The 25,270-nt window shown below is 69.4% G+C and carries 18 protein-coding genes and 3 pseudogenes; 10 read left to right on the forward strand and 11 right to left on the reverse strand.

The window, feature by feature from the left end:
• Positions 1-336: 336 nt before the first annotated feature.
• The 3 genes and pseudogenes from ACGFIW_RS31765 to ACGFIW_RS31775 form a co-directional block, all read right to left on the reverse strand.
• Positions 337-1,065, reverse strand: a complete 729-nt coding sequence (locus ACGFIW_RS31765) for a TIGR03943 family putative permease subunit (protein ID WP_393323697.1) — start codon at positions 1,063-1,065, stop codon at positions 337-339.
• Positions 1,062-2,015: a permease gene (locus ACGFIW_RS31770; RefSeq protein ID WP_393323799.1), complete on the reverse strand. Its 954-nt coding sequence runs from the start codon at positions 2,013-2,015 to the stop codon at positions 1,062-1,064. The genes ACGFIW_RS31765 and ACGFIW_RS31770 overlap by 4 nt, the downstream gene beginning before the upstream one ends.
• Before the next feature lie 227 nt (positions 2,016-2,242).
• Positions 2,243-4,009: pseudogene (locus tag ACGFIW_RS31775) on the reverse strand (S8 family serine peptidase); the annotation flags it as partial.
• A 5-nt stretch (positions 4,010-4,014) separates the two neighbouring features.
• Here ACGFIW_RS31775 and rpsN point away from each other — a divergent pair.
• Together rpsN and ACGFIW_RS31785 are read left to right on the forward strand one after the other, a co-directional pair.
• Positions 4,015-4,263, forward strand: a pseudogene (rpsN, locus tag ACGFIW_RS31780) (30S ribosomal protein S14); the annotation flags it as partial.
• A 9-nt stretch (positions 4,264-4,272) separates the two neighbouring features.
• Positions 4,273-4,539 (forward strand): response regulator transcription factor, encoded by a 267-nt coding sequence (locus tag ACGFIW_RS31785; protein WP_393323700.1) that lies wholly within the window; start codon positions 4,273-4,275, stop codon positions 4,537-4,539.
• Between the two features lie 410 nt (positions 4,540-4,949).
• On the opposite strand, the gene ACGFIW_RS31790 is transcribed toward ACGFIW_RS31785, so the two are convergent.
• From ACGFIW_RS31790 to ACGFIW_RS31815, 6 genes are all read right to left on the reverse strand, one after another.
• On the reverse strand, positions 4,950-5,534 hold the full coding sequence (locus tag ACGFIW_RS31790) for a DoxX family membrane protein (RefSeq protein WP_393323703.1): 585 nt from the start codon (positions 5,532-5,534) through the stop codon (positions 4,950-4,952).
• A gap of 330 nt (positions 5,535-5,864) precedes the next feature.
• Positions 5,865-7,589, reverse strand: coding sequence for a GAF domain-containing protein (locus ACGFIW_RS31795; RefSeq protein ID WP_393323705.1), 1,725 nt, complete (start codon positions 7,587-7,589; stop codon positions 5,865-5,867).
• A gap of 109 nt (positions 7,590-7,698) precedes the next feature.
• A complete protein-coding gene (locus ACGFIW_RS31800; RefSeq protein WP_393323708.1) occupies positions 7,699-8,670 on the reverse strand; it encodes an Acg family FMN-binding oxidoreductase in 972 nt (323 codons plus the stop codon).
• A 244-nt stretch (positions 8,671-8,914) separates the two neighbouring features.
• The gene (locus ACGFIW_RS31805) at positions 8,915-9,874 is read right to left on the reverse strand and encodes an Acg family FMN-binding oxidoreductase (RefSeq protein ID WP_393323711.1); all 960 of its coding nucleotides are present in this window, start codon (positions 9,872-9,874) and stop codon (positions 8,915-8,917) included.
• Positions 9,875-10,179: 305 nt separating this feature from the next.
• Positions 10,180-12,582, reverse strand: coding sequence for a phosphoketolase (locus tag ACGFIW_RS31810; RefSeq protein WP_393323714.1), 2,403 nt, complete (start codon positions 12,580-12,582; stop codon positions 10,180-10,182).
• 359 nt (positions 12,583-12,941) lie between these two features.
• Positions 12,942-13,277, reverse strand: coding sequence for a universal stress protein (locus ACGFIW_RS31815; RefSeq protein WP_393323717.1), 336 nt, complete (start codon positions 13,275-13,277; stop codon positions 12,942-12,944).
• A 121-nt stretch (positions 13,278-13,398) separates the two neighbouring features.
• On the opposite strand from ACGFIW_RS31815, the gene ACGFIW_RS31820 reads away from it, so the two are divergent.
• From ACGFIW_RS31820 to ACGFIW_RS31830, 3 genes are all read left to right on the forward strand, one after another.
• Positions 13,399-14,058 (forward strand): response regulator, encoded by a 660-nt coding sequence (locus ACGFIW_RS31820; protein WP_393323719.1) that lies wholly within the window; start codon positions 13,399-13,401, stop codon positions 14,056-14,058.
• Positions 14,059-14,383: 325 nt separating this feature from the next.
• Positions 14,384-15,190, forward strand: a complete 807-nt coding sequence (locus ACGFIW_RS31825; protein WP_393323801.1) for a GntR family transcriptional regulator — start codon at positions 14,384-14,386, stop codon at positions 15,188-15,190.
• Positions 15,187-15,900 carry a PP2C family protein-serine/threonine phosphatase gene (locus ACGFIW_RS31830; RefSeq protein ID WP_393323722.1) on the forward strand — a complete coding sequence of 238 codons (714 nt, stop codon included), beginning with the start codon at positions 15,187-15,189 and terminating at the stop codon, positions 15,898-15,900. Before ACGFIW_RS31825 ends, ACGFIW_RS31830 begins: the two co-directional genes overlap by 4 nt.
• Before the next feature lie 335 nt (positions 15,901-16,235).
• Here ACGFIW_RS31830 and ACGFIW_RS31835 read toward each other — a convergent pair whose 3' ends face one another.
• Complete coding sequence (locus ACGFIW_RS31835) at positions 16,236-16,430, reverse strand: hypothetical protein (protein WP_393323724.1); 195 nt, start codon at positions 16,428-16,430, stop codon at positions 16,236-16,238.
• Positions 16,431-16,474: 44 nt separating this feature from the next.
• Here ACGFIW_RS31835 and ACGFIW_RS31840 point away from each other — a divergent pair, with 44 nt between their 5' ends.
• The 3 genes and pseudogenes from ACGFIW_RS31840 (at position 16,475) to ACGFIW_RS31850 (ending at position 20,314) form a co-directional block, all read left to right on the forward strand.
• On the forward strand, positions 16,475-19,729 hold the full coding sequence (locus ACGFIW_RS31840) for an NACHT domain-containing protein (protein ID WP_393323727.1): 3,255 nt from the start codon (positions 16,475-16,477) through the stop codon (positions 19,727-19,729).
• 5 nt (positions 19,730-19,734) lie between these two features.
• Positions 19,735-19,956: pseudogene (locus ACGFIW_RS31845) on the forward strand (IS3 family transposase); the annotation flags it as partial.
• A 94-nt stretch (positions 19,957-20,050) separates the two neighbouring features.
• Entirely contained in the window at positions 20,051-20,314 is a 264-nt protein-coding gene (locus tag ACGFIW_RS31850; RefSeq protein WP_393323730.1) for a DUF1697 domain-containing protein, read from the forward strand.
• On the opposite strand, the gene ACGFIW_RS31855 is transcribed toward ACGFIW_RS31850, so the two are convergent.
• Entirely contained in the window at positions 20,223-21,314 is a 1,092-nt protein-coding gene (locus ACGFIW_RS31855; RefSeq protein ID WP_393323733.1) for an IS701 family transposase, read from the reverse strand. The genes ACGFIW_RS31850 and ACGFIW_RS31855 overlap by 92 nt on opposite strands.
• Before the next feature lie 1,387 nt (positions 21,315-22,701).
• Here ACGFIW_RS31855 and ACGFIW_RS31860 point away from each other — a divergent pair.
• Entirely contained in the window at positions 22,702-24,153 is a 1,452-nt protein-coding gene (locus ACGFIW_RS31860) for an AAA family ATPase (protein ID WP_393323736.1), read from the forward strand.
• Positions 24,154-24,364: 211 nt separating this feature from the next.
• Positions 24,365-25,234, forward strand: coding sequence for a helix-turn-helix transcriptional regulator (locus ACGFIW_RS31865; RefSeq protein ID WP_393323739.1), 870 nt, complete (start codon positions 24,365-24,367; stop codon positions 25,232-25,234).
• Positions 25,235-25,270 lie beyond the last annotated feature (36 nt).

A 25,270-nucleotide genomic window follows, 5' to 3' on the forward strand; every position in this document is an offset into this window, starting at 1 on the left:
AGGACCGCGACACCTCTGCCCTTGCGACTCAGTCCGAGACGTGGCCTTCGTTGTCGCAGTCTCAACTGATCCTCCTTGATCGGGGTGGCGTTCTCTCTGAGGTGGACAGGACCTGTTGACGCTAACTACGGGGTGCTGGCAGGTCAACGCAGTGCGTTGCGGCCTGAGGCCACGGAGCACTCTGGTTGATGTGCCCACCGGTCGGCCTGTCGGGGCTCAGATGGTGATGCGGTACCAGGTCGAGCTCTCGTCGAGTCTTCTCACCGGAAGCCGCAGTGTCTGCGGCGCTTCGGCGGGCCGTACCCGCCCCAGCGTCGTTGCTCGGGGCGCGGAGGACTATTCGTACGGGTCCTTGGGGGCGGTCACCTGTCGCCAGGATTCGACGTCGATATAGGGGATCTCTTCGTCGTTGATGGAGTCGCGGGTGACGCGGTCGGTGTAGCGGCCGGTGACCTGGATCCAGGTGTCGTTGGCCAGACCGGTGGGCGCGTTGCCAGCCATGCCGAGTTTGACGGGTCGGCCATCGGCGGCGCAGCAGGACAGGATCATGCGGGCGAGGATCGGTTGCCCGTCGGGCCCCGGGGTGGTGAAGCCGGTGAGCTGGACCCGCCGGGTGCCGATCGACTGGCCCTTGTCGAACAGGGCTCGGGAGGCGTAGTCGAACACGGTGGTCGTTGCCGGATCGCCGGCGGGCAGGGGAGGGTAGTCGTAGTCGTAGTCCTGCTCAGCCGTGAGTGCGGTGCCTGCCTGGCCGGCGGCGTACGAGCCGAGCGCGGGTGGGGTTACGAGCAGCAGACCAAGCGCGGGTAGGAGAAGCAGCCAGGCGACTCGTGGTTCGTGGTGCGCGTGTTCGTCGGGGTTGTTCCGATCCTCGTGCGCGTCGGTGTGGGGAAGCAGTTCGTACCAGAGGGTCATCACCGCGACGGCGATCAGCAGCAGGCTGGCGGCAATGAGGAACGGTCGCAGCCCTTCCTTGACGTAGCGCAGGTAGAGGTCCGTGACGCTGGCCCGCAGGACCGCGGCTCCGAAGAAGGTCATGACACATGCCTGGGCTATCCGGTTCACAGCAGCACCATCCCGGTGATGACGGCGACCGCGACGGCGACCGTGAAGGTGGCCGGCGCGAATCGAGCGGCGAAGCGACGGCCGAAGATGCCGGCCTGCATGGAGATCAGTTTCAAATCGACCATCGGGCCGACCACCAGGAAGGCCAGCCGGGCGGTGAGGGAGAACTGCGACAGCGAGGCGGCGACGAACGCGTCCGCCTCGGAGCAGATCGACAGCAGCACCGCGAGCACGGCCAGGGCGAGCACGGACAGCACCGGCTGCTCGGCGAGGGTCTGCAGCCACCGCTCGGGGACGACAACGTTGATGGTGGCCGCGGCCATCGCGCCGATGACGAGGAAACCGCCGGCGTGGACCACATCGTGCCGTACCGCGGACCAGAACGCTTCCCCGCGTCGGAGCCCGTCCAGGTCGGGGCGACGGGGGAGTCGGATCCAGTCGGCGCGGCCCAGTCGCAGCCAGAGCCAGCCCATGATCATGGCGACGATGAGGCTGGCGACCGCGCGGGCGAGGACCATCTCCGGGTTGTTGGGAAAGGCCACGGCCGTGGCGACGAGGACGATCGGGTTGATCGCCGGCGCGGCGAGCAGGAATGCCAGTGCCGCCGCTGGTGTGACGCCGCGGCGGATCAGGGAGCCCGCGATCGGCACGGCCCCGCACTCGCAGCCGGGCAGGATCACCCCGGCGGCGCTGGCGACCGGCACGGCGAGGACGGGATGCTTGGGCAGGGCCCGGGCCCAGAACGAGCGGGGTACGAAGACCGCGATCACGGCGGAGAGCAGCACCCCGAAGACGAGGAATGGCACGGCCTGCACCATCACCGAGACGAACACCGTCGTCCAGGTCGCCAGCGACGGCGCGGACAGCAGTCTCGCCAGGGGGGCGCGCAGGAAGATGAGCAGCACCAGCACGGCGGCGAGGATCTCGACCGAACCGATCCGGCCGGCCAAGGGAAACCGGGGCCGGTGACCCTGGTCGTGCCGAGCAGCATCGAGGCCGGGCGGCGTGCCATGTGCGTCCACGGGCGCGTCGGGGGCGGTGCTGGTGATCGGCTCGGATGCGGCCACGCCGCCCCCTTCTCTGCTCTGGGCTGTGGACACGACGTCAGCGCCGGGTCGCGGTGCGCGGGAGCCCAGCCCAGCAGATCGGGGATGGGCTCCCACGCGGTGCGGATGGATCAGTTGACGGTGCCGATGGAGACGGCGCCGCGTCCGACGACCGCGCCATCGTTGGTGACGACGGCCAGTTCGCCGTACAGCTCACGCCCGGCGCTCGGGGCGGATTGCGCGGTCACCGTCCCGGTGAGGGTGGCGGTGGCGCCGTTGGGCAGGGCGAGCGGGGTCGGCGGAGTGTCCAGCGTGCCCAGCGACGACGCCGAGAACGAGTCCCGGTAGTCGTAGGCGGTGCTGGTGTTCGGTCCGTCGACCGCGTACCCGTCGACGACGACCCGGTAGGTGCCCGCCGGCGGGTTGGCGATGCTGACCGCTTCCTCGGAGTCACCGTCGGCGGACTGGCCGACCTGCGCGTCGCCGCGGAACACCGTCAGGTCCAGATCCGCACCCAGGTTGGCGGTGTTGCCGATCCGGGCCGTGAAGCTGGTGGCGCCGGCCGGAACGTCCACCAGGTACTCCTGCTGATCGCCCTCGGCGATGGTCGGCCGCTCGGCGTGCACGCTGGACAGCGGGCCACCCTGACCGGTCACTGCGACCGGGCCGAAGGTGTTGGTCAGCGTCCAGGTCGCCGGGGTTGGCTGGCCGGCGGTGAGCGCCGGCAGTTCGATCACGGCCGGCTCGACCTGTACGCCCTGCACCCGGGCCTGCAACTGGAACGGGTTGTTCGACGCCGGGGAGGTCCGCCGTGCCTCCACCTCGATCTCCCAGACCCCGGCGATCGGGTTCTGGTAGTCGCGCTCCTGCGGCTTGCAGGCGGCGGCGTCGGAGAAGTTGGTGTAGCAGGCGGTGCTCACCGTGCTGTCCACCGGCACGCCGTACGGGTTGATGGCGATGAACCGGGTCTGCGACCCGGTGGCGATGCCGGACAGGTTCACCTGCAACGCCCCAGCGCCAGCCGGCACGCTGACGAAGTACGAGGTGAAACTGTTGCGCGCCACCGAGCCCTCAGCGGAGAACGAGTAGCCGGGCCTGGTGACGTCGTTGGCGGCCACCACGACGGCGGAGACCTCGAAGTCGAGCACCGAGGTCTTCGGGTCGTCCACGGTCAGGATCGTGCCGTGTGCGCCGAGGGACTTCGGCTTGGCGGTGACCGGGATCGTGACGGTCTTGTTCAACGGCAGCGCGACCGTCTTGGGTGCGGTGAAGGTGCCGTCGTTGCCGCGCAGGGCCAGCTTGTGGCTGATGGTGCCGGCCGGGCCGCTGGTCCGGGTGACCCTGACCGGGTAGGTGCGGCTCTGGCCGGCCTTCTGCCCGCCCTCGGCGGCGGTGCAGCGGTTGTAGACGCCGGCGCCGCGGTTCGGGTTCGGGACGAACCGGCTCAGGTCGCGGTCGTAGCGGGTGAGGTTCTCCGACAGTTCGGTGCAGACCGGGGCGTCGGAGACGTACGAGCGGGTCTCGACGGGCTTGGCGAGCAGCTTCCACGCGCCGGGAACGTTGAACATGCCGTAGCCCTGCGCGTACGTCGCCACACCCGCGATGGGCTCGGCGGAGGTGTAGATGGCCCGGCGCAGCGCGGCCGGGGTGACACCCTTGTCGGTGGCCTTGGCGGCAGAGAGCAGCAGGGCGGCTGCGCCGGCGGCCTGCGGCGAGGCCATCGACGTGCCGTTGAGCATCTGGTAGCCCGGCGGCAGCGGGTAACCGGCCTCGGCAACCGGGCCGCCCGGCTGCCAGGTCGGCGCGGTGGAGATCGCCGATCCGGGGGCGGTGATGTTCGGCTTGAAGCCACCGTCCTCGCGCGGGCCGCGGGAGGAGAAGTTGAACAGCGCGTTCTTCTTGGCACGCCGAGCGGCGCGCGGAGCTGAAGCGGCTGGTCACCCATCCGGACACCGACCCGGAGGTACGCGCCGAGGCGGTGCGCCGGCTCAGCCGGCTGCCCCGGGACTCCAGCCTGGTGCGGCTGCGCTCGCGCGACCAGATCGACGGCCGCCCACGCGGGGTGCTGACCCGCTTCGGGTTGTCCCGGGTGCGCTTCCGCGAGCTGGCTCTTCGCGGCGAGCTGCCCGGGGTGCGCAAGGCGTCCTGGTGATGTCAGCACATGTACCACCGCGCGCAGGTCGTCCGACGTGGCCCGGCCGACCTGCTACACGCCGCTGGTGACATCGAAGTGGTGGGCGAGTCAGGGTCGGTCAGGGAAGCCACGGCGCGCATACCTGCACTGCGGCCGGATGTGGCGGTCCTCGACGTGTTTCTCGCCGAGAAGACGGTCAAGAACTACGTGTCGAGCCTGCTGGCGAAACTGGGGCTGGAACGGCGTACCCAGGCCGCCGTACTGGCCACCCGGTTGCTCGGCCAGTGCTCCTGAACCTCAGTCACCCAACGGATCGCTCCAGCGCGGACGCATGCCGCGCGGTTCGGCTGGCTCCACAGCGCCTTCACCACTCAGCCTCAGGGCGCGCTCCCGCAGGTTCACCAGGCCACCAATGGCCGCGTCGGGCCCATGCCCACCCCGATGTCGTCGACGGTGCGCAACCTGACAGCGGTCTCCACGGCGTTGTTGATCTCGGTCCGCAGGGTCGCGGCCATCGGGGTCCGTAGCTCGACGATGGCACGCCGGACGTCCCCGATCGTGGAACCGAGTTCGTCGACTGCGGCGTTGATCCGACAGCCGACCTCCGGGTAGGGCGATCAGCGGCGGGCCGCTCCGCACTGCTGGTGCTCCGGGCACGACCATGCCCGACCGGTACACCGGCCGGGCATCTGCGATCGCTTCGGTCAGATCAGCCAGCGGTTCTTCTGCACGAAGGGCAGCTTGGCCCACTGCCGGCCCAGGCCCCAGGTGTGCCCGGCGTAGGTCAGGGCGAGCACGACGGCACCGATCGCGTAGACGACGTGGTAGTCGGTGACCGGGTTGGTCGAGCCGCTCGGCTTGCCCGCGCTGGTGTGCTGGGCGAGCGGCCATTCGGCCGCCCACATCATGGCCATCATGAGGCCGGCTGCCGCCGCGGCCAGGCGCATACCGATGCCGAGGATGAGCGCGAGGCCGATACCGAGCAGGCCGAGCATGAACGCCCAGTTGGCCCAGGCGTCGCCGGCGATGCTGTGGAAAAAGCCCTGCAACGGTCCCACCTCGACATTGGCCAGGAAACCCTTGGTCGGTGATCCGCCGTTGAGCCACGACTTCGCCGCAGGCGTCGCGTAGCCGAAGCCGAAGGTCTTGTCCAAGAACGCCCACAGAAAGACGAACCCGGTGGCGATTCGCAGCACGGCGAGGGCCCGGGCGGCGGTCTTGGTGAGCATGGCCCCGGGCGCCTCGACGTGTTCGAGGTGCGCCTCGCGGATCCGGTCGATGGTGGTCATCGTTCCTCCTCAATCGTTCTTCCGCCCCTGACTCTGCTCCGGTCGACGCTTCGCCGCCCGGGCCGAACCACCCGACCCGCACGGGACCAAAGTCCTGATCGCTCGGCCGATGGGGCCGGCAGGCCGGTCTCGTCGAGCGGATCGTCCACGAGCACACGGTTCATCAAGGCCTCGCTCGGAGCGCTGGGGTCATCGAACGTGAGGCCACGATTCGTAGGCCACTGCCCGGCGGAGCCACAGCGGGCCGGCGAACTGGCGGCTGGCCCGGCCGACGAGACGGCGTCTGCTGCGCTCCGCCCTCAGGCGAGCGCCCGGATGGGGCAACCGTCCTCAGCCGCCGGTCGGGACCCGCCAGGTCAATGTTGTCCCGGTACCTTCGCGTGCGGCGCCGATCTCGAAGCTGCCGCCCAGATCCTGGGCGCGTTCACCCATGTTGACGACACCGCCGCGGGCGAGGGTCGGGTCGAATCCTTTGCCGTCGTCCTCGACGCACATGACGACTTCGCCGTCGGCGGCCCGCAGCGAAACCCGGGCACTGGTGGCTTCGGCGTGCCGGGCGATGTTCGACAGGGCCTCGCGAAGCACGGCGATCAGTTCGGGCTTGATGTCGTCGGGGATGGCGCTGTCCACTGGTCCGGAGGTGTCCAGGACGGGCCGGAACCCGAGGGTCTCGGCCGCCTGCGCCACCGTCTCGTTCAATTCGGCGCGTAGGGACGGGCCGGTCGGGGTCCGTAGTTCGAAGATCGATCGGCGGATGTCGCGGATGGTGGCGTCGAGGTCGTCGACGGCGGCGTTGATGCGCTTGGCTACCTCCGGTCTCCCGGCCTGGTGCACAGCGCCCTGCAGTTGCATGCCGGTGGCGAACAGCCGCTGAATGACCACGTCGTGCAGGTCCCGGGCGATGCGTTCCCGGTCTTCGAGTAACACGAGCTGCTGGCGTTCCTCCTGAGCCCGGGCCCGTTCGAGGGCCAGGGCCGCCTGCCCGGCGAAGGTCGACAGCTGCGCGGCGTCCTCGTCGCCGGATGATTGCCCGGGTGGTTGAGTCACGATGAGCACGCCGTGCAGGGTGTCCGGGCCGGCGAGCGGGACGGCCATCGCCGGACCGTCCGGCACCGGCCACGGCCACTCGATGGCGGCGCGAAGGTTTTCGACGGCGCGGAACTTCTCCTTCCCGAAGGCCGCGGCGGCGGCCGGCTCCACGGGAACGAGCTTGCCGGCAAGTTCGCCGTACGACGGATCGGTGCCGTCGGCCACCTCGATCGAGTATCTGGCGTTCACCTCGTCGTACAGCATGACCAGGACGAGCTCGGAGCCGGACACCTCACGGGCACGCCGGGCGATCAGCCGCAGCGCCTCGGTGCGCTGGACGGTGCCGAGGAGCACGCTGGTGATCTCAGCGGTGGCGGCGAGCCAGCGTTCGCGGCGCTGGGCCAGTTCGTAGAGCCGCGCGTTGTCGATGGCCACTCCGGCCGCGGCGGCCAGTGCGACGACGATCTCCTCGTCGTCCTGGCCGAATTCGTCGGCACCCTGCTTCTCGGCGAGGTAGAGGTTGCCGAAGATCTGGTCGCGGGTGCGAACCGGCACGCCGAGGAAGCTGTGCATCGGGGGGTGGTGCGGCGGGAAGCCGTACGAGTCGGGGTGCTCGGTGATGTAGGGCAGCCGCACCGGGCGTGGGTCGGTGATCAGCAGACCGAGGATTCCGCGGCCGTGCGGCAGGTCGCCGATCCTGGCGTGCACGGCCGGGTCGATGCCGTGGGTGATGAAGTCGCTCAGGTCGGTGCGATCGGCGCCGAGTACGCCGAGCGCGCCGTAACGGGCGCCGGCGAGCGCGCACGCCGCCCCCACGATGCGTTGCAGGGTGCTGCGCAGGTCCAGATCCGTGCCGATGCCCACGACGGCGTCGAGCAGCGATCGCAGGCGCTCCCGGCTCGCCATCACCTCGCCGACCCGGTCGAGCATCTCCTGCAGGAGTTCGTCGAGCCGGACACGGGAGAGCGGGCTGAGCCCGAGCGACGGCCGTTCGATCCGGTCGTCCGCCGATGGATGGTCCACCATGACGGTCAGACTAACGCGGACCACGGATTACGGACCGACGCCGGCCTGCCATTGGCGGAAGGCCGCCGGTGGCGGCCCCGCAGATATCGAGAGCCGTCCGCCGCTCCGCTCAGTTCACGTGGTCGGGGTCATGGACGACGTCGGCGACGTCCCGCCGCGGGGTGGGTCGTCCGGGCGTGCCGTAGCCGATGCGGATTGCCAGCTGCGGATATCCGGTCCGGCCGAGGGAGCGCCGCAGCTGGTCACGGGCAGCCGGTACCTCGATCGGTTGCGAGATCATCGAGGTGACCAGGCCGGCGTCGGTTGCGGTCAGCAGAACCTTCTGCAGGGCCTGGCCGGCGTTGATCTGGTCCACCGGCCGGTCGCCGGCCACGCCGAGGACGCCGACCAGCGGTTCGGGATCGTGCGCACGGGCGGGTGTGCGGCGTCGGTTGCCGAAAGCCCGCTGTGGCAGCAGGTTCCGCGGTTCGGGCAGGGGCGCGCCGGCGCCCACCGGAACGCCGTCGGGCGCGTCGTCGGCGTGGATCCAGCTGATCAGCTCGGCTTGGTAGCGGGCGTCGCGGCGCAGCACCCGGTCGGCGCTGCCGGCGATCTCCGCGAAGCCAGCCAGGGCGGTCATGCCGACCAGCAGGTCGAGCCACGCGGATTCGCTGCGCGCCGCGTCGATGAGGCGGATGCGAACGTCAGCCGGCACCGGTTCGGGCCAGAACGGCCCCCGGTTGCTGTGCCGGCGGTCGATGGCGGCGTGCAGGTCCTGCTCGACGTAGGTCGGTGCCCTTTCCGGGCCGGGGACGAGCCGGGCGATCACGGCGGGTTCGGCGGAGCGGGGGCGCGGGTACACCTCGGCGGGCCGGCTGCGCAGAGCGAGGGCGAGGCGGGCGTTGTAGGTGGCGGCGCCGCATGCCAGGCGGATCGCCCAACCGGACCGGTCTGCGACGGCGAGCTGCCGGGCCGGGTCGGCGACGACCTCGATGGCGCCCTCACGCAGTCGGAACAGCCACGGCTGGCTGTTGTGCATCGACGGCGCGCGGATGCCGGCCTCCGCTGCCGCTTGCAGGTCCGCGTCGCGGTAGCCGTTCACGGCGGGTCTCCTTAGCGCTGGTCGAGGGGAACGACGACAACCGGACACGTCGCTTCGGTTGCCACGGTCAGGGGTACGTCGTCGGTGCGGGCCCGGTCGGTACTCCCAAGCGCCGGAAGTACCGCCGGGACGTCCGGCCAGCCGATCGCGACGGGACGGCATGCGTGTCGCAGCACCCGGCGTGCGTCCGGCCGCCTGCGTCGGCGTCGATGCCGACCGCGGTCGAGCCGCCCATGGTGGTCGCCTACTTCCCGCGGGTGATGACGTCGCGGGGATCGCGGCGCGGTGCGGCGGGCACGGGTGCGCGGTCGGGCTGGTAACCGAGCCGGACCGCCAGGTACGGCTCTCCGATGTGGGAGACCAGGCGTCGCAGCAGATGGCGGGGCCACTCAGGCTCGACAGCGTCGCTCAGCGGAGCGGTGGCCAGGCCGTCGGCGGTGGCCAGCAGGAGCAGCGCGGACAGCGCCTCACCGCCGCGGAGCAGGTTGACGCGCTCCTCGCCGTTGCCGAACAGGACGACGTAGGCCGCACCCTGGTCGTGCACCGCGCCGGCGGTGAGTTTCGCCGTGGCGTCGGGGAAGAAGTCGCGCACGGGTACGCGCCGCAACTCCGGCTTGACCGCGGTGGTCGGCGGCACGCCGTCCCCAGCGTGTTCCGGCCGGTGCGTCCAGCGGTGCAGGTCGGCGCGATAGGCCGGGTCGTCCAGCTCGACGGCGCCGGCGATCTCGGCCGAAACGGCGAGCATGGCCACCTGGTCCGGCCGCAGCGCGTGCAGATAGGTGCCTTCCGCCTCGACGAAGCGGCGCAGCTTGGTCAACTCGACGTCGGCCACCGGTCGGTCGCCGAAGGCCCGCCGGTCGGTGCGGCGGTGGGGGATGGCTGCGGCCATGCGCACCGTCTCCGGATCGGGTGGCACCGGCCGACCGAGGGTGATCCGGGCCAGCAGGTCGGGCCGCGCCGGGTCGGGCAGGCGTTCGACCGTCACGGACCAACCGGCCGCGGCCAGGTAGGTGCGGGCATGGTGCAGGGCGGCGCCGCAGCTGAGCAGCAACAGCCGGTCGTCGGGGTCGATGCTGTCGACGCGGCGGTCCTCCTCGGCGAACAACAGCATTGCCTCGCCGCTGATCCGCCAGCTCCAGGGCTGGGTGTTGAAGATCGACGGCGCGTGCTGTGCGGCGCGGGCGGCCTGTTCGAGCGGTGTCATGGGGAAACCTCCGTATCTGTCACCACCACCTTGCCGTTTGCCCGCCCCGGCCGTTCAGGGCCGAAGGTCCCGTTCCACCGGCCGGCCGGTACCCGCGAGAGCTGGTCCACCGGTGCGTGCACGTGCGCTGTGTCGCGCATTGGTTCCGCCGGGCTCGGCCATGCCGGTGGGCGGCACCCGCGCCAGGCTTCGTGGGATGTGGTGGCCATTGCCCCTCCTTCGTCTCCTCCCGGCCCCGCCGAGTGACGACCCGCGGTTAAGGGCCGGAGGTCCGGACGGGTCCCGACCCGTCCGGACCTCCGACCTCAGCCGCGTGCGGCCCAGTCGCCGAGGGCCCAGTCGCGGACCTCGGGCATGTCCTCCAGGTGCTCCACCACGTACGTCTCGTGGCGGTCGAGCTGACTCTGGCACCAGGCTTTGAGGTCGGTGGCGCCGCGGGGGAGGCGCTTGGCGTTGTTGATGGCGTCCATCACGAGGTGGTACCGCGACGCCTTGTTGCGCACCGTCATGTCGAACGGGGTGGTGGTAGTGCCCTGCTCGATGAAGCCGCGGACGCGGAACCGGTCCGCGTCGGGGCGGCCGTGCACGAGTTGGTGGATCGCGCCGGGGTAGCCGTGGAAGGAGAACACCACGTCGACGGTGTCGGTGAACAGCTCGGTGAACAGGGTCTCGCTCATGCCGTGTGGGTGGTCCTTGGGTCGGGCCAGGGTCATCAGATCGACCACGTTGACGACGCGGACCTTGAGGCCGGGCAGCTTGTCGCGCAGGATCTGTGCCGCCGCGACGGTCTCCATGGTGACCACGTCGCCGGCGCAGGCGAGGACGATGTCGGGGTCGCTGGTGCCGTCGTCGGTGCCGGCCCAGTCCCAGACGCCCGCACCGCGGGCGCAGTGTTCGATCGCCTCGTCCATGGAGAGGTACTGCAACTGCGGCTGCTTGTCGATCACGATCAGGTTGATGTACGACCGCGACCGGAAACAGTGGTCGGCCACCGACAGCAGGGTGTTGGCGTCCGGCGGCAGGTAGACCCGGGCGACGTCGCCGCGCTGGGTGAGCACCACCTGGATCAGGCCCGGCCCCTGGTGGGAGAAGCCGTTGTGGTCGTTGCGCCACGCCGTCGAGGTGAGCAGCACGTTGAGGCTGGGCACCCTCTCGCGCCACGGCAGGTTCTTGGCCTCCTGCAACCACTTGCCGTGCTGCACGGTCTGCGAGGCACTGACCATGGCGAACGCCTCGTACGTGGCGAACAGGCCGTGCCGACCGGTCAGGTTGTAGCCCTCCAGCCAACCGTGGCAGTTGTGCTCGCTGAGCACCTCCATGACCCGGCCGTGGCGGCTGGTGGCCACATCCTGCGGCGTCACCCGCTCCATGAAGGCGCGGTCAGAGACCTCGAAGACGGAACCGAGCCGGTTGCTGTTGGTCTCGTCGGGGCAGAACAACCGGAACCGGTCGGCGTTGCGGAGGTAGATGTCGCGCATCATCTCGCCCAGCCTGCGCGTCGACTCGGTCCGCTGGTGCGCGGGCCGGGGCACGTCGACCGCGTAGGCACGGAAGTCTGGCAGGTCCAGATCCCGGGTCAGCACGCCGCCGTTGGCATGCGGGCTGGCGCTCATCCGCAGGTCACCGTCGGGAGCCAGGTCCCGGACCAACGCCACGGGCGCGCCGGCGGCATCGAACAGCTCCTCCGGACGGTACGACCTGAGCCAGCGCTCCAGCAGCGCGAGGTGCTCCGGGTTGTCCTTGACGCCGGACAGCGGCACCTGGTGTGACCGCCAGGTCCCGGTGACGGTGATCCCGTCGACGGAATCCGGACCGGTCCAGCCTTTCGGTGACCGCAGGATGATCAGCGGCCAGGTCGGGCGGGTGCCGTCCCAGGAGCCGTCACGGGCGGCGGTCTGGATGTCGCGGATCCTCGTCCAGGCGGTGGCGAGGGCGGCGGCGAAGCGGTGGTGCATGCCGGGCAGGTCGGAGCCCTCGACCTCGATGACGTCGTAGCCGTGGCCACGCAGCAGGTTGCGTACCTCCTCGGGATTCTTTCGCCCCAGCACGGTGGGACCGGAGATCTTGGCATCGTTGAGGTGCAGGATCGGCAGGACCGCGCCGTCGCGCTCGGGGTTGAGGAAGGACACCCCCTTCCAGGAGCCCTCCAGGGGCCCGGTCTCGGCCTCACCATCGCCCACCACCGCGACGGCCAGCAGGTCCGGGTTGTCCATGACCGCGCCGAACGCGTGGACCAGGACGTAGCCCAGCTCGCCGCCCTCGTGGATGGAGCCGGGGGTGGTCACCGACACGTGCGACGGGATACCGCCCGGACTGGAGAACTGCCGGAACAGGCGCAGCATCCCGGCCACGTCCTGGCTGACGTCCGGGTAGATCTCGCTGTAGGTGCCTTCCAGATACCCGGCGGCCACCAGCGCCGGGCCGCCGTGCCCCGGACCGGCCAGGTAGATCGCCTGTTGACCGGTGTGCCGGATCAGCCGGGACACGTGCGCGTAGATCAGCGACAGGCCGGGGCTGGTTCCCCAGTGACCGAGCAGACGCGGCTTGATGTGCTCAGCCGACAGGGAATCGCGCAGCAACGGATTGCCCTGAAGGTAGATCTGACCGATGGTCAGGTAGTTGGCGGCGCGCCACCACGCGTCCAAACGGGCGAGTTCGGTGTCGTCGAGCTCGGCGAGCGTACGGGACTCGGATACGACCGCGGTCACGGTGGCTCCTTTCACAGATCTCGGCTGGTCAGGAGTCACGCTAGGCCCAGCCGGGGTCGGCGACCCAGGGCCGGAAGCCGTCCGCCCAAGGACCTTTGGCCCCCCGCTCCGCGCCCTCAGGGCGCTGCCGCTCCGATCGGCCACGGCCAGCTCCCCGACCGCGTCGGCGGCTGTGGTCCGGTTACACCCGCGCTTCCCGGCCGGTGACCCGGAAAGGCATGGCTGGCTCCTGTGCAGCGAAGGGGCGAGCGTCGCCACCGCCACGCACCGGGCGAGCACGTTCACGACGCCCATTCCGCGCGCTGCTTGATGCCCAGCAGCATCCGGCGCTCCATGACCAGACTCCCGGCTCCATGGGTTCAGACCTGCGGAATCTCGCGGACCACCGCCACCGTGCACGGCGACCGGTGCAGCAGGTGCTGGCTGACCGAGCCCAGCAACATCCCGCGCAGAGCGCCGCGCCCGCGGCTGCCGACCACGACCAGTTGCGCTCCGGCGGCCGCCTCGGTGAGCGCGTCGGCGGGGTGCTCGGCCAGGTACGTCGCGGTTGCCTGCACGTCCGGGTACTTCTGGTGCCATTCGGTCAGTAGCTCGCGGACGGCGTCGCTCTGCTGCTCGATGATCCGCTCCGCCACGCTCGGGCGTTCCCCGACCAGGCCGGCCGTGGGCCGACAGGCACCGGCCGGTGCCAGCACGTGGCCTCGCTCTCCGCCTGGGGTCTGTTTCACAAGGGCGGCCAGTCCTTGTGAAACAGGCCCTGAACGGAAGGGGGTGCCGCCGCTGGTGTCGAGCCGCACGGCAGGGTAGGAAGGACGCATGATCCGTGTCTTCCTGCTCGACGACCACGAGGTCGTCCGTCGCGGCCTGGTTGACCTGTTGCAGGCGGCCGGCGACATCCAGGTGGTCGGCGAGTCCGGTCTGGCGCAGGAGGCGACCCGGCGGATACCGGCGCTGCGGCCCGACGTCGCGGTGCTCGACGCCCGGCTGCCGGACGGCAACGGCATCGACGTGTGTCGCGACGTGCGGGCTGTTGATTCGACGATCAAAGGGCTGATCCTGACGTCGTACGAGGACGACGAGGCGTTGTTCGCGGCGATCATGGCCGGCGCCGCAGGATACGTGCTCAAGCAGATCAAGGGCACCGACCTGGTCGACGCGGTACGACGGGTGGCGGCCGGGCAGTCACTGCTCGACCCCGCGGTCACCCAGCGCGTCCTGGAGCGCATTCGCAACGGCGTCGAGCAGCCTCGTGAACTCGCCAGCCTGACCGACCAGGAACGCCGGATCCTGCAGTTCGTGGCCGAGGGCCTGACCAACCGGGAAATCGCTGGCCGAATGTTCCTCGCCGAGAAGACCGTCAAGAACTACGTGTCCAGTCTGCTCGCCAAACTCGGCCTGGAACGCCGTACCCAGGCTGCGGTGCTGGCCACCAAGCTGCTCGGCGAGCGCCCGCACAGGGCCGGTGGACCTATCTAGTTGCGCTGCCCACGGAGGTTGGTCGAGGTTGTGTGACGACACGATCTGATGTCGTAGGTAGGTGAAGGCGTCCTGCATGAGGTGGGCACGCAACAAACGCAGCGACGACGCCACCGCCGTCTACGCCTCCTGAATGCAGCCAATTGTGGTCGTAGGGCCGCCGGCTGCCGGCGATGTCGGATCTCAGGACGAGAGGTGCAGGGGGATGGATGAGCACGCCGGTAGCCAATTGTCTTGGGACAATGAGTTGCGGATAGTGTGGGGACAATCTGACCGAGAGTCAAGGATTGTCGTGGGGCAATCGACGTAGGGGTGACACGTGCCAGTGCACTCGCGTTACCTGGACATCGCGTCCAAGATCCGAGAGCGGATCGAAGCCGGGGAGTGGGAGCCAGGCTCGCGGCTTCCGACCCTCAACGAACTAGCCACCGAGTACGACGCCAACCGCGATACCATCGGCCGCGCCATCGCCCTACTTGAGGCCGAGGGCTATCTCTGGGCCGTTCAGGGACGCGGTATCGCCGTTCGATACGGCACCATGCGTCCACGCCGGCCGCGTGGCGACTTGGTCAAGCGCAACGAGCAAGCAACCGGGTACTCGTTTCCCTCAGCAAGCAGCCAGGAGGTTTGGGTTCGCCACGGCAAGGCCGTCAACGCTGTGGCTCGCCTGGACGACCCGCGCATCGCCAAGCTTCTCGGTGTCGAGCCTGGCACCGAAGTGCTCCGCCGATTCCGGGTTACCGGACCAGCCTCGGAAGCTCCATTTCAGATCAACATCTCCTGGATTCATCCCCGCGTTGCCAACATCGTTGCTGACCTGGACGCGAACCCCGCGGCGGGTGAGTGGCTGTACCACATCGAGAGAGCGGGCCACTGGCCGATCAATTGGATGGAACTTCACCGCGCCCGGATGCCCAGCAAGGACGAAGCTGCCCTGCTGGAGATTCCAACCAACCTCCCCGTACTGGAAATCGTACGAGTTGGCACCTCCGGGGCTGACAAGAAGCCGGTCGAGGTGACCGAGTACGTGGTCGCGAGCGACCGGGTTGAGACAGTCCACGTCTTGCACCGGGACGGAAGCGCCCGCGAGCCCTGGCCCGACGGCGAGCAAGGGGGTGGGAGTGACTCATGACCATGACCGTCAAAGTCGCCAGCCGAACTCACCAAGGCTATGTCCGGAAGAGGAACGAAGACTCCTACCGTCAAGGGGAATGGCTCTATGCCGTTGCAGACGGTCTCGGCGGCCACGTCGCCGGGGACATCGCCAGCAGTACAGCGATCGATGCCATCAAGCCGTACGACCGCCCCATGCAGGCAGAGGAACTGGCCAGTTCCTTGGGGCGGGCAATCAACGAAGCAAGCGAGGCTTTACGCCGGAAGGTCCGTGAAGATCGGAAGCTCGCGGGCATGGGAACCACGCTGGTCGCTTTGCTGCGTTCCGGCGGCAACGCAGTCGTGGCGAATGTGGGGGATTCCCGCGCCTACGTGATCCGACGGCGAGGCTCCAGCGTCAACACGCTGCTTCAGATAAGCGAGGATCACACCTATGAGCACCTTGTCGCCAACGCCGAGATAGTGCCGAACCTTCGCGAGAAGCTGTCCAGGTTTCTCGACGGACGGAACGACGGCCGCTCTCCCGACCTGACCCCTATCCAGCTTCATCCCGGCGATCGGATCCTGTTGTGCTCGGACGGACTGAGTTCGTATGTGCCTCATGAGCAGGTGCGAGCAACCCTCGACTCGGATCGCAGTCCGGGAGAAATCGCCGACGAGCTTGTCGCCCTAGCGCTCAACCAGGGCGGGCAGGACAACGTCACCGTAATCGTCATTGACGTGACCTAGCGACAGGGCACTCCCCCCGTGCAGGACGGATGGCACACCGGCTGCCGTGTCGGGTCGCAGGACCTGCGTGACAGATCACTCTCGGGACGTGGGTGACACGTCCGACTAGACGATCTTCAGGTCAGGGTAACCGCTCGGGGGTCGAGCGGCTGGCTCGTAGCGCCCCAGGATCGGCGGTGCTGGCTGATCAGGCAGGTTTTCCGCGCGGGTTCCATATCACCCAGACCCAGTGGCGACGGGCTCGGTCGTGGCCGCCGAGGTGGTGTGTGCGTGGCCGTGCCGCCGGTCAACAGGTGGACCCATTCGCTGGGTCTGGTCCCCAAAGCGGGTGAATGTCATCGCCGGAGTAGGAACGACAACGTGGTCAGGGCGAGCGCCATGGTCGCGGCGAAGGCTGCGGCTGCGGTGATCACCGCACGGGCCACGCCGTCGCCTGCGAGATGCGCCAGGACGCCGCCGCCGACTGCGACGAGAATGCTGATCAGCAACGCGAACGCCAGGCAGACCGCGCGCAGGTGGATGGCCTTCATGATCCGTCCTTTCGGAACTGTCGTCGGGTACGGATCAAGGACAGGTGTCCAACCGTCCACGCGACAGCGCGCTGGGCACCCTGGACGGATTGGCCGTCGACTACCCTCAGTTGGGGGGTGGTGGCGTGGGGGACAGCTGGCCGGATCCGACCGGCGCACGAACCTGGGAGCGATACGGCCGCCACCTGCGGGAGCTGTACAACCATGCGGGTCGACCGTCCTACCGCAACGTTGAGCGGCGCAGTAAGCGGGCCGGTCACCCGATCTCGAAAGGCAGCGCGCAGAGCCTCGCGACGATGACCGTTCGACGCGAGCGGCGAACGGTTCTCGGCTTCCTGTACGGCTGTGGGCTCCCCGCAAACCGGCACGCCGCCTGGCTGGCCGCCTGGGACGCGGTGAACAGTCCGGAGAGCCCGGCGCTGCCGATCGCCCCCGGGGACCCAGTCAAGGCGGTGGAGGCCGCGGTCCGGCAGGCTCTGGTGGACGCGGCGGTGAGCTTCGGCGCCTCCCCGGCCCTGGTCGCCAGCTACCCGATAACACTGGGCGACGTTGTCGGTTATGCCCTGATCGCCCAGGCCGAGCTGAACAACACCGAGGTGGACGCCCTCCTGACGTTCCTGGGTTCGGCCGACTTCCGCCATCTCGTGCCGCAGATCGCGGTGCTGTGGTCGCCCACGTCGTACGTCGAAGGCATGTCGGCCGCCCTCCGGGATCAGCTGATCCACGGGATGCGGCACGCGACTGGCATTCGGGTGGTCCGCCTTGAACGGGTCGCCGACGGTCTGCTCACCGCCCTGGGTGACCCCGCTGTGCGCGGGATCTTCGATTCGGTGCCCCGCTCGGTCGTCGTGCCGGACCTCGCCCGGGTGACGGCGACCGCCAACGCTCGGCTGCTCGCATCCGCCACCGATCTGGGGGCCTTCCGGGATGTGGCGAGCCGGCTCCGGTCGCTCGTCGCCCTCATGCATGCGGAGATCCGCCTCCCACACACCGGCCAGAACCGGTCGGTGCCGTGGGCTTCCCTCTACGTGCCTCCGGCCCTCACGGTGGAGGCCAAGGTGAAGGACCCGGGGGACCAGGACTTCTGGCTGCCCGCACGGCACACCGTGATCCTTGGCGACCCTGGGGCAGGCAAGTCGAGCCTGGCCACCAAGCTGGCGTACGACGTCGCGACCAGCACCGACGACGGACGTCGCGACCTCGTGCCGTTCATGGTCGTGCTGCGGGACCTCTCTGCGGCCCTCAACGAGGGCGAGCGCTCACTCGTCGAGCATCTAGTCTCGGTGTGCCGTGTGCCCTACCACGTCACCACTGGCGCCGCGGCCGTCGAATATCTGCTGCTCAACGGCCGCGCGCTGATCATCCTCGACGGCCTCGACGAGCTGGCCGACGTGGGTCTGCGGGCCCGCGTCGTCCGGCAGATCGAGGGGTTCGTCGCGGCGTTCCCGGCGACTCCGGTGGTGGTGACCTCGCGACGGATCGGCTACTTCGATGCGCCGCTGTCGCCCTCGGTCTTCACGACGTACCTCATCGAGGGTTTCACTGCTGAGCAGGTCAGGTCCTACGCGAGTCGGTGGTTCGCGCTCGATGACGGCAGCCCGCCGCACGACCGCGAAACCCTCGCGACGACGTTCCTCAACGAGAGTGCGTCGATCGACGACCTGCGGAGCAACCCGCTGCTCCTGTCGCTCCTGTGTGCCATGTACGCCGCAGAGCACTTCATTCCCACCAACCGCGCCCAAGTGTACGAACGGTGTGCGCTCCTGATCTTCGAGCGGTGGGACCGGATGCGGCAGGTGGTTCGCCCGCAGAAGTTCGAGGGCGAGGTCAGGACGGCGGTGCAGCGGCTCGCGTGGCGTCTGCTCAGCGGCGGAGGCCCGACAGAGATGCCCCGGCCGCAGATTCTGCGCCTCCTCGTGCACCATCTCCTCGCGAAGGGCTACGACGAGGACGAGGCCGCACCGATGGCCGAGGAGTTCCTCGACTTCTGCGCGGGCCGCGCCTGGGTGCTCGAAGAACTGGGGATGGCCGGGCCAGAACCGGTCTATGGCTTCGCGCACCGCACCTTCCTCGAGTTTTTTGCCGCCGAGTTTCTGGTACGCAACCACTCCACTCCGGAGCAGGTGTGGGCGCAGCTGACAGATCGAGTGGGCGAGGCCAGCTGGGAGATGGTCGGGCAGGTTGCCGTCCAGCTGCTCGAACGCAACCTCGACCGTGGCGCTGACCGGCTGGTCAGCGCGGCACTGGAGATGGTGCGCGATCCTGGGGTCGCGACAGCCGACGCCATCCTGAGGTTCGTCACGCGGGTCTTCAACCATGCCGAGTTGTCACCGCCGGTCGTCACCCGGGCCGTGAACATCGCGCTCGACCGGGTGCTGACGCTCGGGCTGACCGACCGCATCGTCGACTGTTCGGCCGCCAAGAAGGCCGCGACGGTGAATGTCGTCGACACACCGTTGCAGACCATGATGGTCCGCTCGCTGGACACCAACCTTCGCTCGGTGCGACGCGCCCTCGTCGACCGACTGGCGGCCGAGACTGCAGCGGACCTCGACTCGGCGCTGCTCCTGACCGAGCACCTCGACCACGAGCTGTATTCGCACAGCGAGGTGGGTTCCGAGGTGGTTCGCCGTAGCGCTGAGGCGTTCGAACGATGGAATGAGCGGCAGCCCTGGCGCATCCTCAGCGAGCGGGGCAGCGATCCGGCCGTACTTGCCGATGTTCTCGAACGGTTCGGACCTGAACCGCTCTACCTGCAACAGCTCGTCCTCGGAGTCGGGCATCCACCGGCGTGGACCGCTCCGTTCTGCGTGGCGGGGCCGACTCTGCCCGGTGTCGAGCGGCTTGGCGCGCTGTTGATCGACCGCACCCGCCCATGGCTGCCCTGGCCGGCCGCGCCCCCAGCGGGACAGTTGCTGTTCAATCCGACGGGCGCCTTGTGGCAGCCGGACGGTTCAGCTCTCGCCACGGTTGCTCTTCTCGCGTTGCCCTATCTGGAATCTGATGCGCGAATCTTCCGATCCGCACCGCACGGTCGTGAACTTCTTTTGGCACTGGCCGACACGCGCGCGACGACGATCGTCGCCGCGCAGGCCCGGGCGCAGAGGGAGTCCGCGACGGTGGCCGGCGTTTCCCCCAACGACCTGTCCGATGCAATTGATTTTGAGGTCCGGGCGAACAGGGCCGCCAGCGAGGCCGCTGATCAGTGTCAAGCGTCTCTCGACGATGCGGGCGTGCGAGCGGCCGCGCGCCTCTTTCTGGAGAGCTGGGCACGCAACGAAATCCGGGTGACCGGGTAGCCCGCAGAGGCGGTGCCGCTGGCGACAACGCCGCCATGGAATTTTTTTTCGGTCTGCCGCAGACCAACGTCCTCGACCGCCGAACGCAAACGACCCGGCAACAGCTCAGGACCGCGATCGTGACCTGGCTCGAACGGACCTACCGCCGCCGCCGACGATCCCTGTCCCGGTTGACCCCTATGGAGTACGAGACCATCACGACCCCGCCGGCCAGTCAGGTCGCCTGACTGAACCTGTCGCCTGTCGGTGCGGCCGACCATTCGACAAAACCTGGCTGAGCTCGCGGCGGCAACAGACCCACAGGCCGGCAAGGGTGAGGCGATGGCCCGCTATGCGATCCTCCTGCGCGGTATCAACCTCGGCAGGGCAAGGCGGGTGGCCATGGCCGATTTTCGCACGGTGCTCACGCAGAGCGGGTACGAGAACGTCGCCACGCTGCTCCGGTGGGCGTCCGCACCGGTCCGTTCCGGCGCGGACGCCCACCGGGGCGGGCTCAGGCGTACGACGCACGCAGTCGCAGTTGCTCGTCCCGCTCCGCCAGGTCCCGGCCGCGCACGTACGCGTGTGCCAGCGAGACCAGGGTGAGGTGATGGTGCCAGCCGCGGAAGGACCGCCCCTCGAAGTGGCACAGCCCGAGTTCCTGGCGCAGATCGCTCAGCTCGGCCCGCGTGCGCCGTGGTGTGCGGGCCAGGTCGATCAACTGGGGCAGCCTGACCGAGGTCAGGTTGGTCAGCCAGATCCCGTTCGGCCGCTGCTGCCCGGGCAGCCACTCGGCGAGCAGGTGCCGGGGCCGGTGTCTGCCGTGCCCGCCGCGGTGCAGTGGTTGCACGACGAACCGGGATGCGGTGCAGTCGTCGTTGCGCCAGCTCAGGGAGGTGCTGCCGTTGCGGTTGACCAGTGTGGCCAACTCGCTGGCGGTGATCGTGTCGGTCCGGCAGGCCGTCGTGCCCAGGGACATCGGGGTGCCCGAGGCGATCCGGACCAGGTAACGGTGGCCGCGTTCCTCCAGGGCGCGCAGTAGGGGCTCGACCGAGGTGTCGTGGCGGGAGTCGACCACGATCGGCATCGGGGGTAGTTCCCACTCGAAGGTCATCTCGTCCAGCGCGTCGATCAGGTACTGCCATCGCGTCCGGTACCGCTCGTTGTCCGGGACGTGGGCCCGGTTGCGACGGGCGGCGTCGCCGTCCCAGCTCGGCGGCAGCATGAGGCGCCAGTTGACCGGGCTGGTCAGCTCGTCACTGCTGAGGAAGATGCCCAGGCCCAGTTGGCAGTTGAGCACCCGGCCCGCGGAGGGGGCGTACTGTCTGGCCACCCCGACGGAGTTGGTGCCGTTCTTGGGGATGACCACCTCGTCGACCACCCATGCGTCCGGCTTCGACAGTGACAGCACGTGGTTGGCGAGGCTGCGCCGGACCGGGGCCCACTCCCAGGGGCTCTGGTTGACGAACTGTTGGATGCCCTGGTCGGCGCGCCCGCCGACGATGTAGTCGGACATGCGCCGGATCGACTTGCGGCCAGGCACGGAAACCAGACCCCGGATGTAGATCTCACCCCATCGGCGTTGGTCCGACCGCGGGAGGTGCATGAGCATCTCCTGGCAGAACTCAGACAGAAGATCGTCGCTGGCACTGCCGCGATATTGATTACGGCCAATGCTTATCATCAAATACCCCCGTCGGAGTCACGGCTTCAGCGGTATCGCCATGCTTTCAGGGCGTCCACGGATTTGGATATCGGGATCGCACGCAGTGTGTGCGGGATCTGCTCGCCTCTCGGAATCTGACGCTTTTCGGTGCGGATGGGCGGGATATTGGCGAGGTAAATCGCTGTTTGTTCCATCCATACCGCGCCGCGCGGTGGTGCGCCATTCAGAAGCGGAAACCGTCGATACTTGGCAAGGTTCCGGCCGACAGCGCCGTCAGTCGGAGAATCGGGGTCGGATACCCGCGCCCGGCGGTCGTCAGGGCGTCGGGCGGTGGCGTTCCATTCGGTGCACGCAGGCTGGCTGGGTCGGACGCGGGCCGCGTCGGGGGTGCGATCACGCCGCACCGCTCACGGCGCCGGGCGCCTCGTCACGGTCGTCGGCGTCCCCGGGGCGCGGCCGGTGGCAGACGGTCGGACCCGAACTCCGCGCGGAGATCGGGTCCGGGGTGCCACTGTTCAGTTGTCCGCGACCGGACCATGGGTCGCGCCAGCGACCATCCGGCGGCAGGGCCCTGCTCCGCGCGGGGACGGGGCGTGGCCGACACGGTCGAGCGCAGTGGTGACACCGGTCCTGCCCTCGACATCGTCTGCGCCGCTCGGATGGACCGGATGGGCGTCCGGGTCGGTCGCCGGGGAGGTGTCGCCGGTCCGCCGGCGCCGCCGCTCCCGGCCGGCCGGGGTCTGGACCGCCGCCCGGCACCCGCCGTCGGTGGTGCGTCCCCGTACCGGCGCCTGTGTCCCGGCCCGCATCGGCGGCACCGCCGTCCGGGCGGTGGCGTCGCCGGTCCGCCGCCGTCCGCACCGTGCCGACCTGGGCGCGCCGGCAGGCCCTGACCCGTCCGGCTGGCTTCGATCTTGAGGATCACGTACGCCTCCCTGGGTGGTGTTACGCACGCCTGGCTGCCTGCTCAAAGAAGTATCGATTCCTTCAAATGAGCGATACAGAATGCAGTGGTGTCGGCACTTTGAGTACCAGCATCCAGTCCGGTGTGCTGGCGGGGTACCCCGTGACGTTCGATCCGGTCGGCCGAGACTCGCCGACGGTGATCGACCGCCATCGTTACCCTCTGTGTCCGTAATGCGGGCCGGGACTGCCTCGGCGATCAATACCTGGACATCGCACAAAATGGTGGGACTCTGTTAGCTGTTCTTTGGCAGACGATTCCAGATGAGAAATCATTGGTTGAGCGACAGTGCGTCGCGTCTGGTGCGTGCCCTGTGCTGGATCGACAGCGTCCGTCGACGTCGTGCAAAAGTGGAGGTATGAAATGTTCTGGCCGTTCATCGGGAGAACGGAACAGTTGGACCACATCGACGACGTGCTGCGCCGGGACCGTCCAGGGCCCCTGATCGTCACCGGCGAGTCCGGTATCGGTCGTACGGCACTGCTCCTACGGGCCCTCGATCTGATGGACCACCGACGCGACCACGTGATCGTGGTCGACGTGGGTGCCCCCCGGCCCTCACTGGCCACCATGCTGACCGAACGTCAGATGGCGGAGACGACTGTCGTGCCCGCCTCGATCGCGGCGGTCGCGCAGGCCACCGCGGCGGACAGTGGGGAACTCGGTGCCCGGCGACCCGTCTTCGTCGTCGACGACGCTCACCTGGCCCACCACGCCGTGATCGAGGCCCTGCGCGACCTGCACCGCGGCACGGGAGCGGTCATGCTGCTCAGCCGACCGAGCGATCCACCCCCGCCGACCCCTGACCCGCTCGACTGCCTCCGCTACGAGCCGGGTGTGCGGTCGCTGGTCCTGCCCCCGCTGTCGGAGGGCCACACCCGCGCCCTGCTCACCGGGGTGCTCGGCGATGAGGTGGCCGCCGCCACCGCCGAGGCCCTGCACGCGGCCACCGCCGGCAACCCCGGCCTGCTGCACGATCTGCTGATCGGCAACGGGCTGGCCGAGACCATGGTGCGGACCCGAGGGCTCTGGCAGTTGCCCCCGGAACTCGGGAGGCGGCTCGACCTGACCGTTCGGGGCCGGGAGCGGTTGCTGTCCGCGATGCGGGCAACCTGGGCGGCACTGTCCTTCGAGCGGCTCAGTGAGCTGTGCAAACTCGCGCTGCGGGTCGGGGCGACCGAGGAGACCGCAGCCGTGTGGGCCTTCGTGCTGTTGCTGCGGGGCCAGGCGGCCGAGGGGCTCCGGCTGCTCGACGGACTCGACCTGCCCCCGGTCGAGGAGGCCCGATCGGTGCGGCTGGTCATGTCCCGGGCGCTGCTGCTCGCCCTCGGCCTGGGCCAGGTCGACCAGGCCGCCGAGCGGCTGGCCGAAGCCGCCCGGCTCAATCCCGGCCGGGCGGCGCTGCTACTCGCCGTACGGGCGTGGGTGTTGGCCGCCCTGGGCCACATCGGCGCCCCGGTCGCCGCGCTGAACGTTCTCGGACCGGACGAGGACCCGGAGGCGGCGGTCTTTGTCCGGAGCGCCCAGGCACTGGCCGAGTTCGCCGCCGACCGGCCGAGGCAGGCGATCACCCACCTGCGCCGGGCGATCATCGGCGCCGACGCGTTGCGCGCCGAGCTGCCCTGGTTCGCGCCCTATCTGACCGGCGCGCTGATCGACGCCCTGCTGCTGGCCGGTCGGATCAGCGAGGCCACCGTCGCCGCCGCCGACTTCCACGCGGCCCAGGAGGGATGTGGCTGGGACGTGGCGGTGTCCCTGTCGGCGCTGATCAACTCGGTGGTCGGTGTACCGGAGCCGGCCCATCGAGACCGCTGAGCGTCTCCGGCGCCGTCCGTCCCGATCTGCCATCCACATTGGACGATGGACGGCGCCGGACCGCGTCGTGCCACGCCGGCCGGGGGTGCGGTCACCCGCCGATCGGCGGGCGCGGCGTGGGGAAGTCCGACGGCACCCACGTACTAGGTTGGGTGCTGCCGAGGGGCCTTTGTCGGCGTGGTTCGGGGGAACCGTACGGGGGGATACCGTCTTGACTGTCAGTCGCAACAAGTTTGACCTCGCCGAGTTCCTGCGAAGCCGGCGGGAGCGCATCATGCCGGCACACGTCGGTCTTCCGGTCGGTCCTCGGCGACGCACCCCGGGGCTTCGTCGGGAGGAGATCGCCGTCCTCGCCGGGCTGAGCCCGACCTGGTACACGTATCTCGAACAGGGCCGCGACATCCGCCCCTCACCCGAGGTGCTCGACAGCCTCGCCCGGGTGCTGCAACTCAGCGAGGACGAACGCCGCTATCTCTACCTGCTGGCCAACGGCCAGGCACCCCCGGCGAGTCCCGACCTGTCCGAGGCGGCCGACGAGGGCCTCGTACGGCAGATCGTCGCGCTGATCGGCGAGACCGACTACCCGGTCTACGCCGGCAACATCTACGCCGGGGTGACCGCGTGGAACGCCGCGGCGGCCCGGTGGTACACCGACTTCGGCCGACTGCCACCGGGCCGGCGCAACATGCTGTGGTGGATGCTCACCGACCCGCAGGCCCGCGAACGGATCGTCAACTGGGCCGAGGACACCCGGGACGTGATCGCCCGGTTCCGGATCGCCTCCGCCGCCCGCCCCTGGGACCAGCACTTCAACGAGCTCATCGAGGCCATGCGGAAGGCCAGCCCCGAGTTCCGCACCTGGTGGTCCGACCACGACGTGCGGGACCCGCACACCCGACTGCGCCACCTGCGGCTGCCCGGTGGACAGACCCTGACCGTCCAGCTCGTCGTGCTGCGGATGACCGACGCCTTCAACTCGGTCGTACTCCACGTGCCCACCGGTGCGGAGGGCGACCGGCTGCGCCGCGTCGCCGAGGGTGATGTGCTGCGCGGGCAGGGAACCGCCGTCAACGGTGGCTGAGCCCGGCCACGCCGGGGCCCGGCCCGTGGAGCGGCC

This window comes from Micromonospora sp. NPDC048935, assembly GCF_043197875.1.
Classification (GTDB): domain Bacteria; phylum Actinomycetota; class Actinomycetes; order Mycobacteriales; family Micromonosporaceae; genus Micromonospora.

Coding starts and splice junctions, on each gene's coding strand:
- ACGFIW_RS31790 (WP_393323703.1), bottom strand. CDS start 5,534: ATGACCACCATCGACCGGATCCGCGAGGCGCACCTCGAACACGTCGAG.
- ACGFIW_RS31850 (WP_393323730.1), top strand. CDS start 20,051: ATGGCCCGCTATGCGATCCTCCTGCGCGGTATCAACCTCGGCAGGGCA.
- ACGFIW_RS31795 (WP_393323705.1), bottom strand. CDS start 7,589: ATGGTGGACCATCCATCGGCGGACGACCGGATCGAACGGCCGTCGCTC.
- ACGFIW_RS31835 (WP_393323724.1), bottom strand. CDS start 16,430: ATGAAGGCCATCCACCTGCGCGCGGTCTGCCTGGCGTTCGCGTTGCTG.
- ACGFIW_RS31860 (WP_393323736.1), top strand. CDS start 22,702: ATGTTCTGGCCGTTCATCGGGAGAACGGAACAGTTGGACCACATCGAC.
- ACGFIW_RS31805 (WP_393323711.1), bottom strand. CDS start 9,874: ATGACACCGCTCGAACAGGCCGCCCGCGCCGCACAGCACGCGCCGTCG.
- ACGFIW_RS31830 (WP_393323722.1), top strand. CDS start 15,187: ATGACCATGACCGTCAAAGTCGCCAGCCGAACTCACCAAGGCTATGTC.
- ACGFIW_RS31855 (WP_393323733.1), bottom strand. CDS start 21,314: ATGCACCTCCCGCGGTCGGACCAACGCCGATGGGGTGAGATCTACATC.
- ACGFIW_RS31785 (WP_393323700.1), top strand. CDS start 4,273: ATGTACCACCGCGCGCAGGTCGTCCGACGTGGCCCGGCCGACCTGCTA.
- ACGFIW_RS31820 (WP_393323719.1), top strand. CDS start 13,399: ATGATCCGTGTCTTCCTGCTCGACGACCACGAGGTCGTCCGTCGCGGC.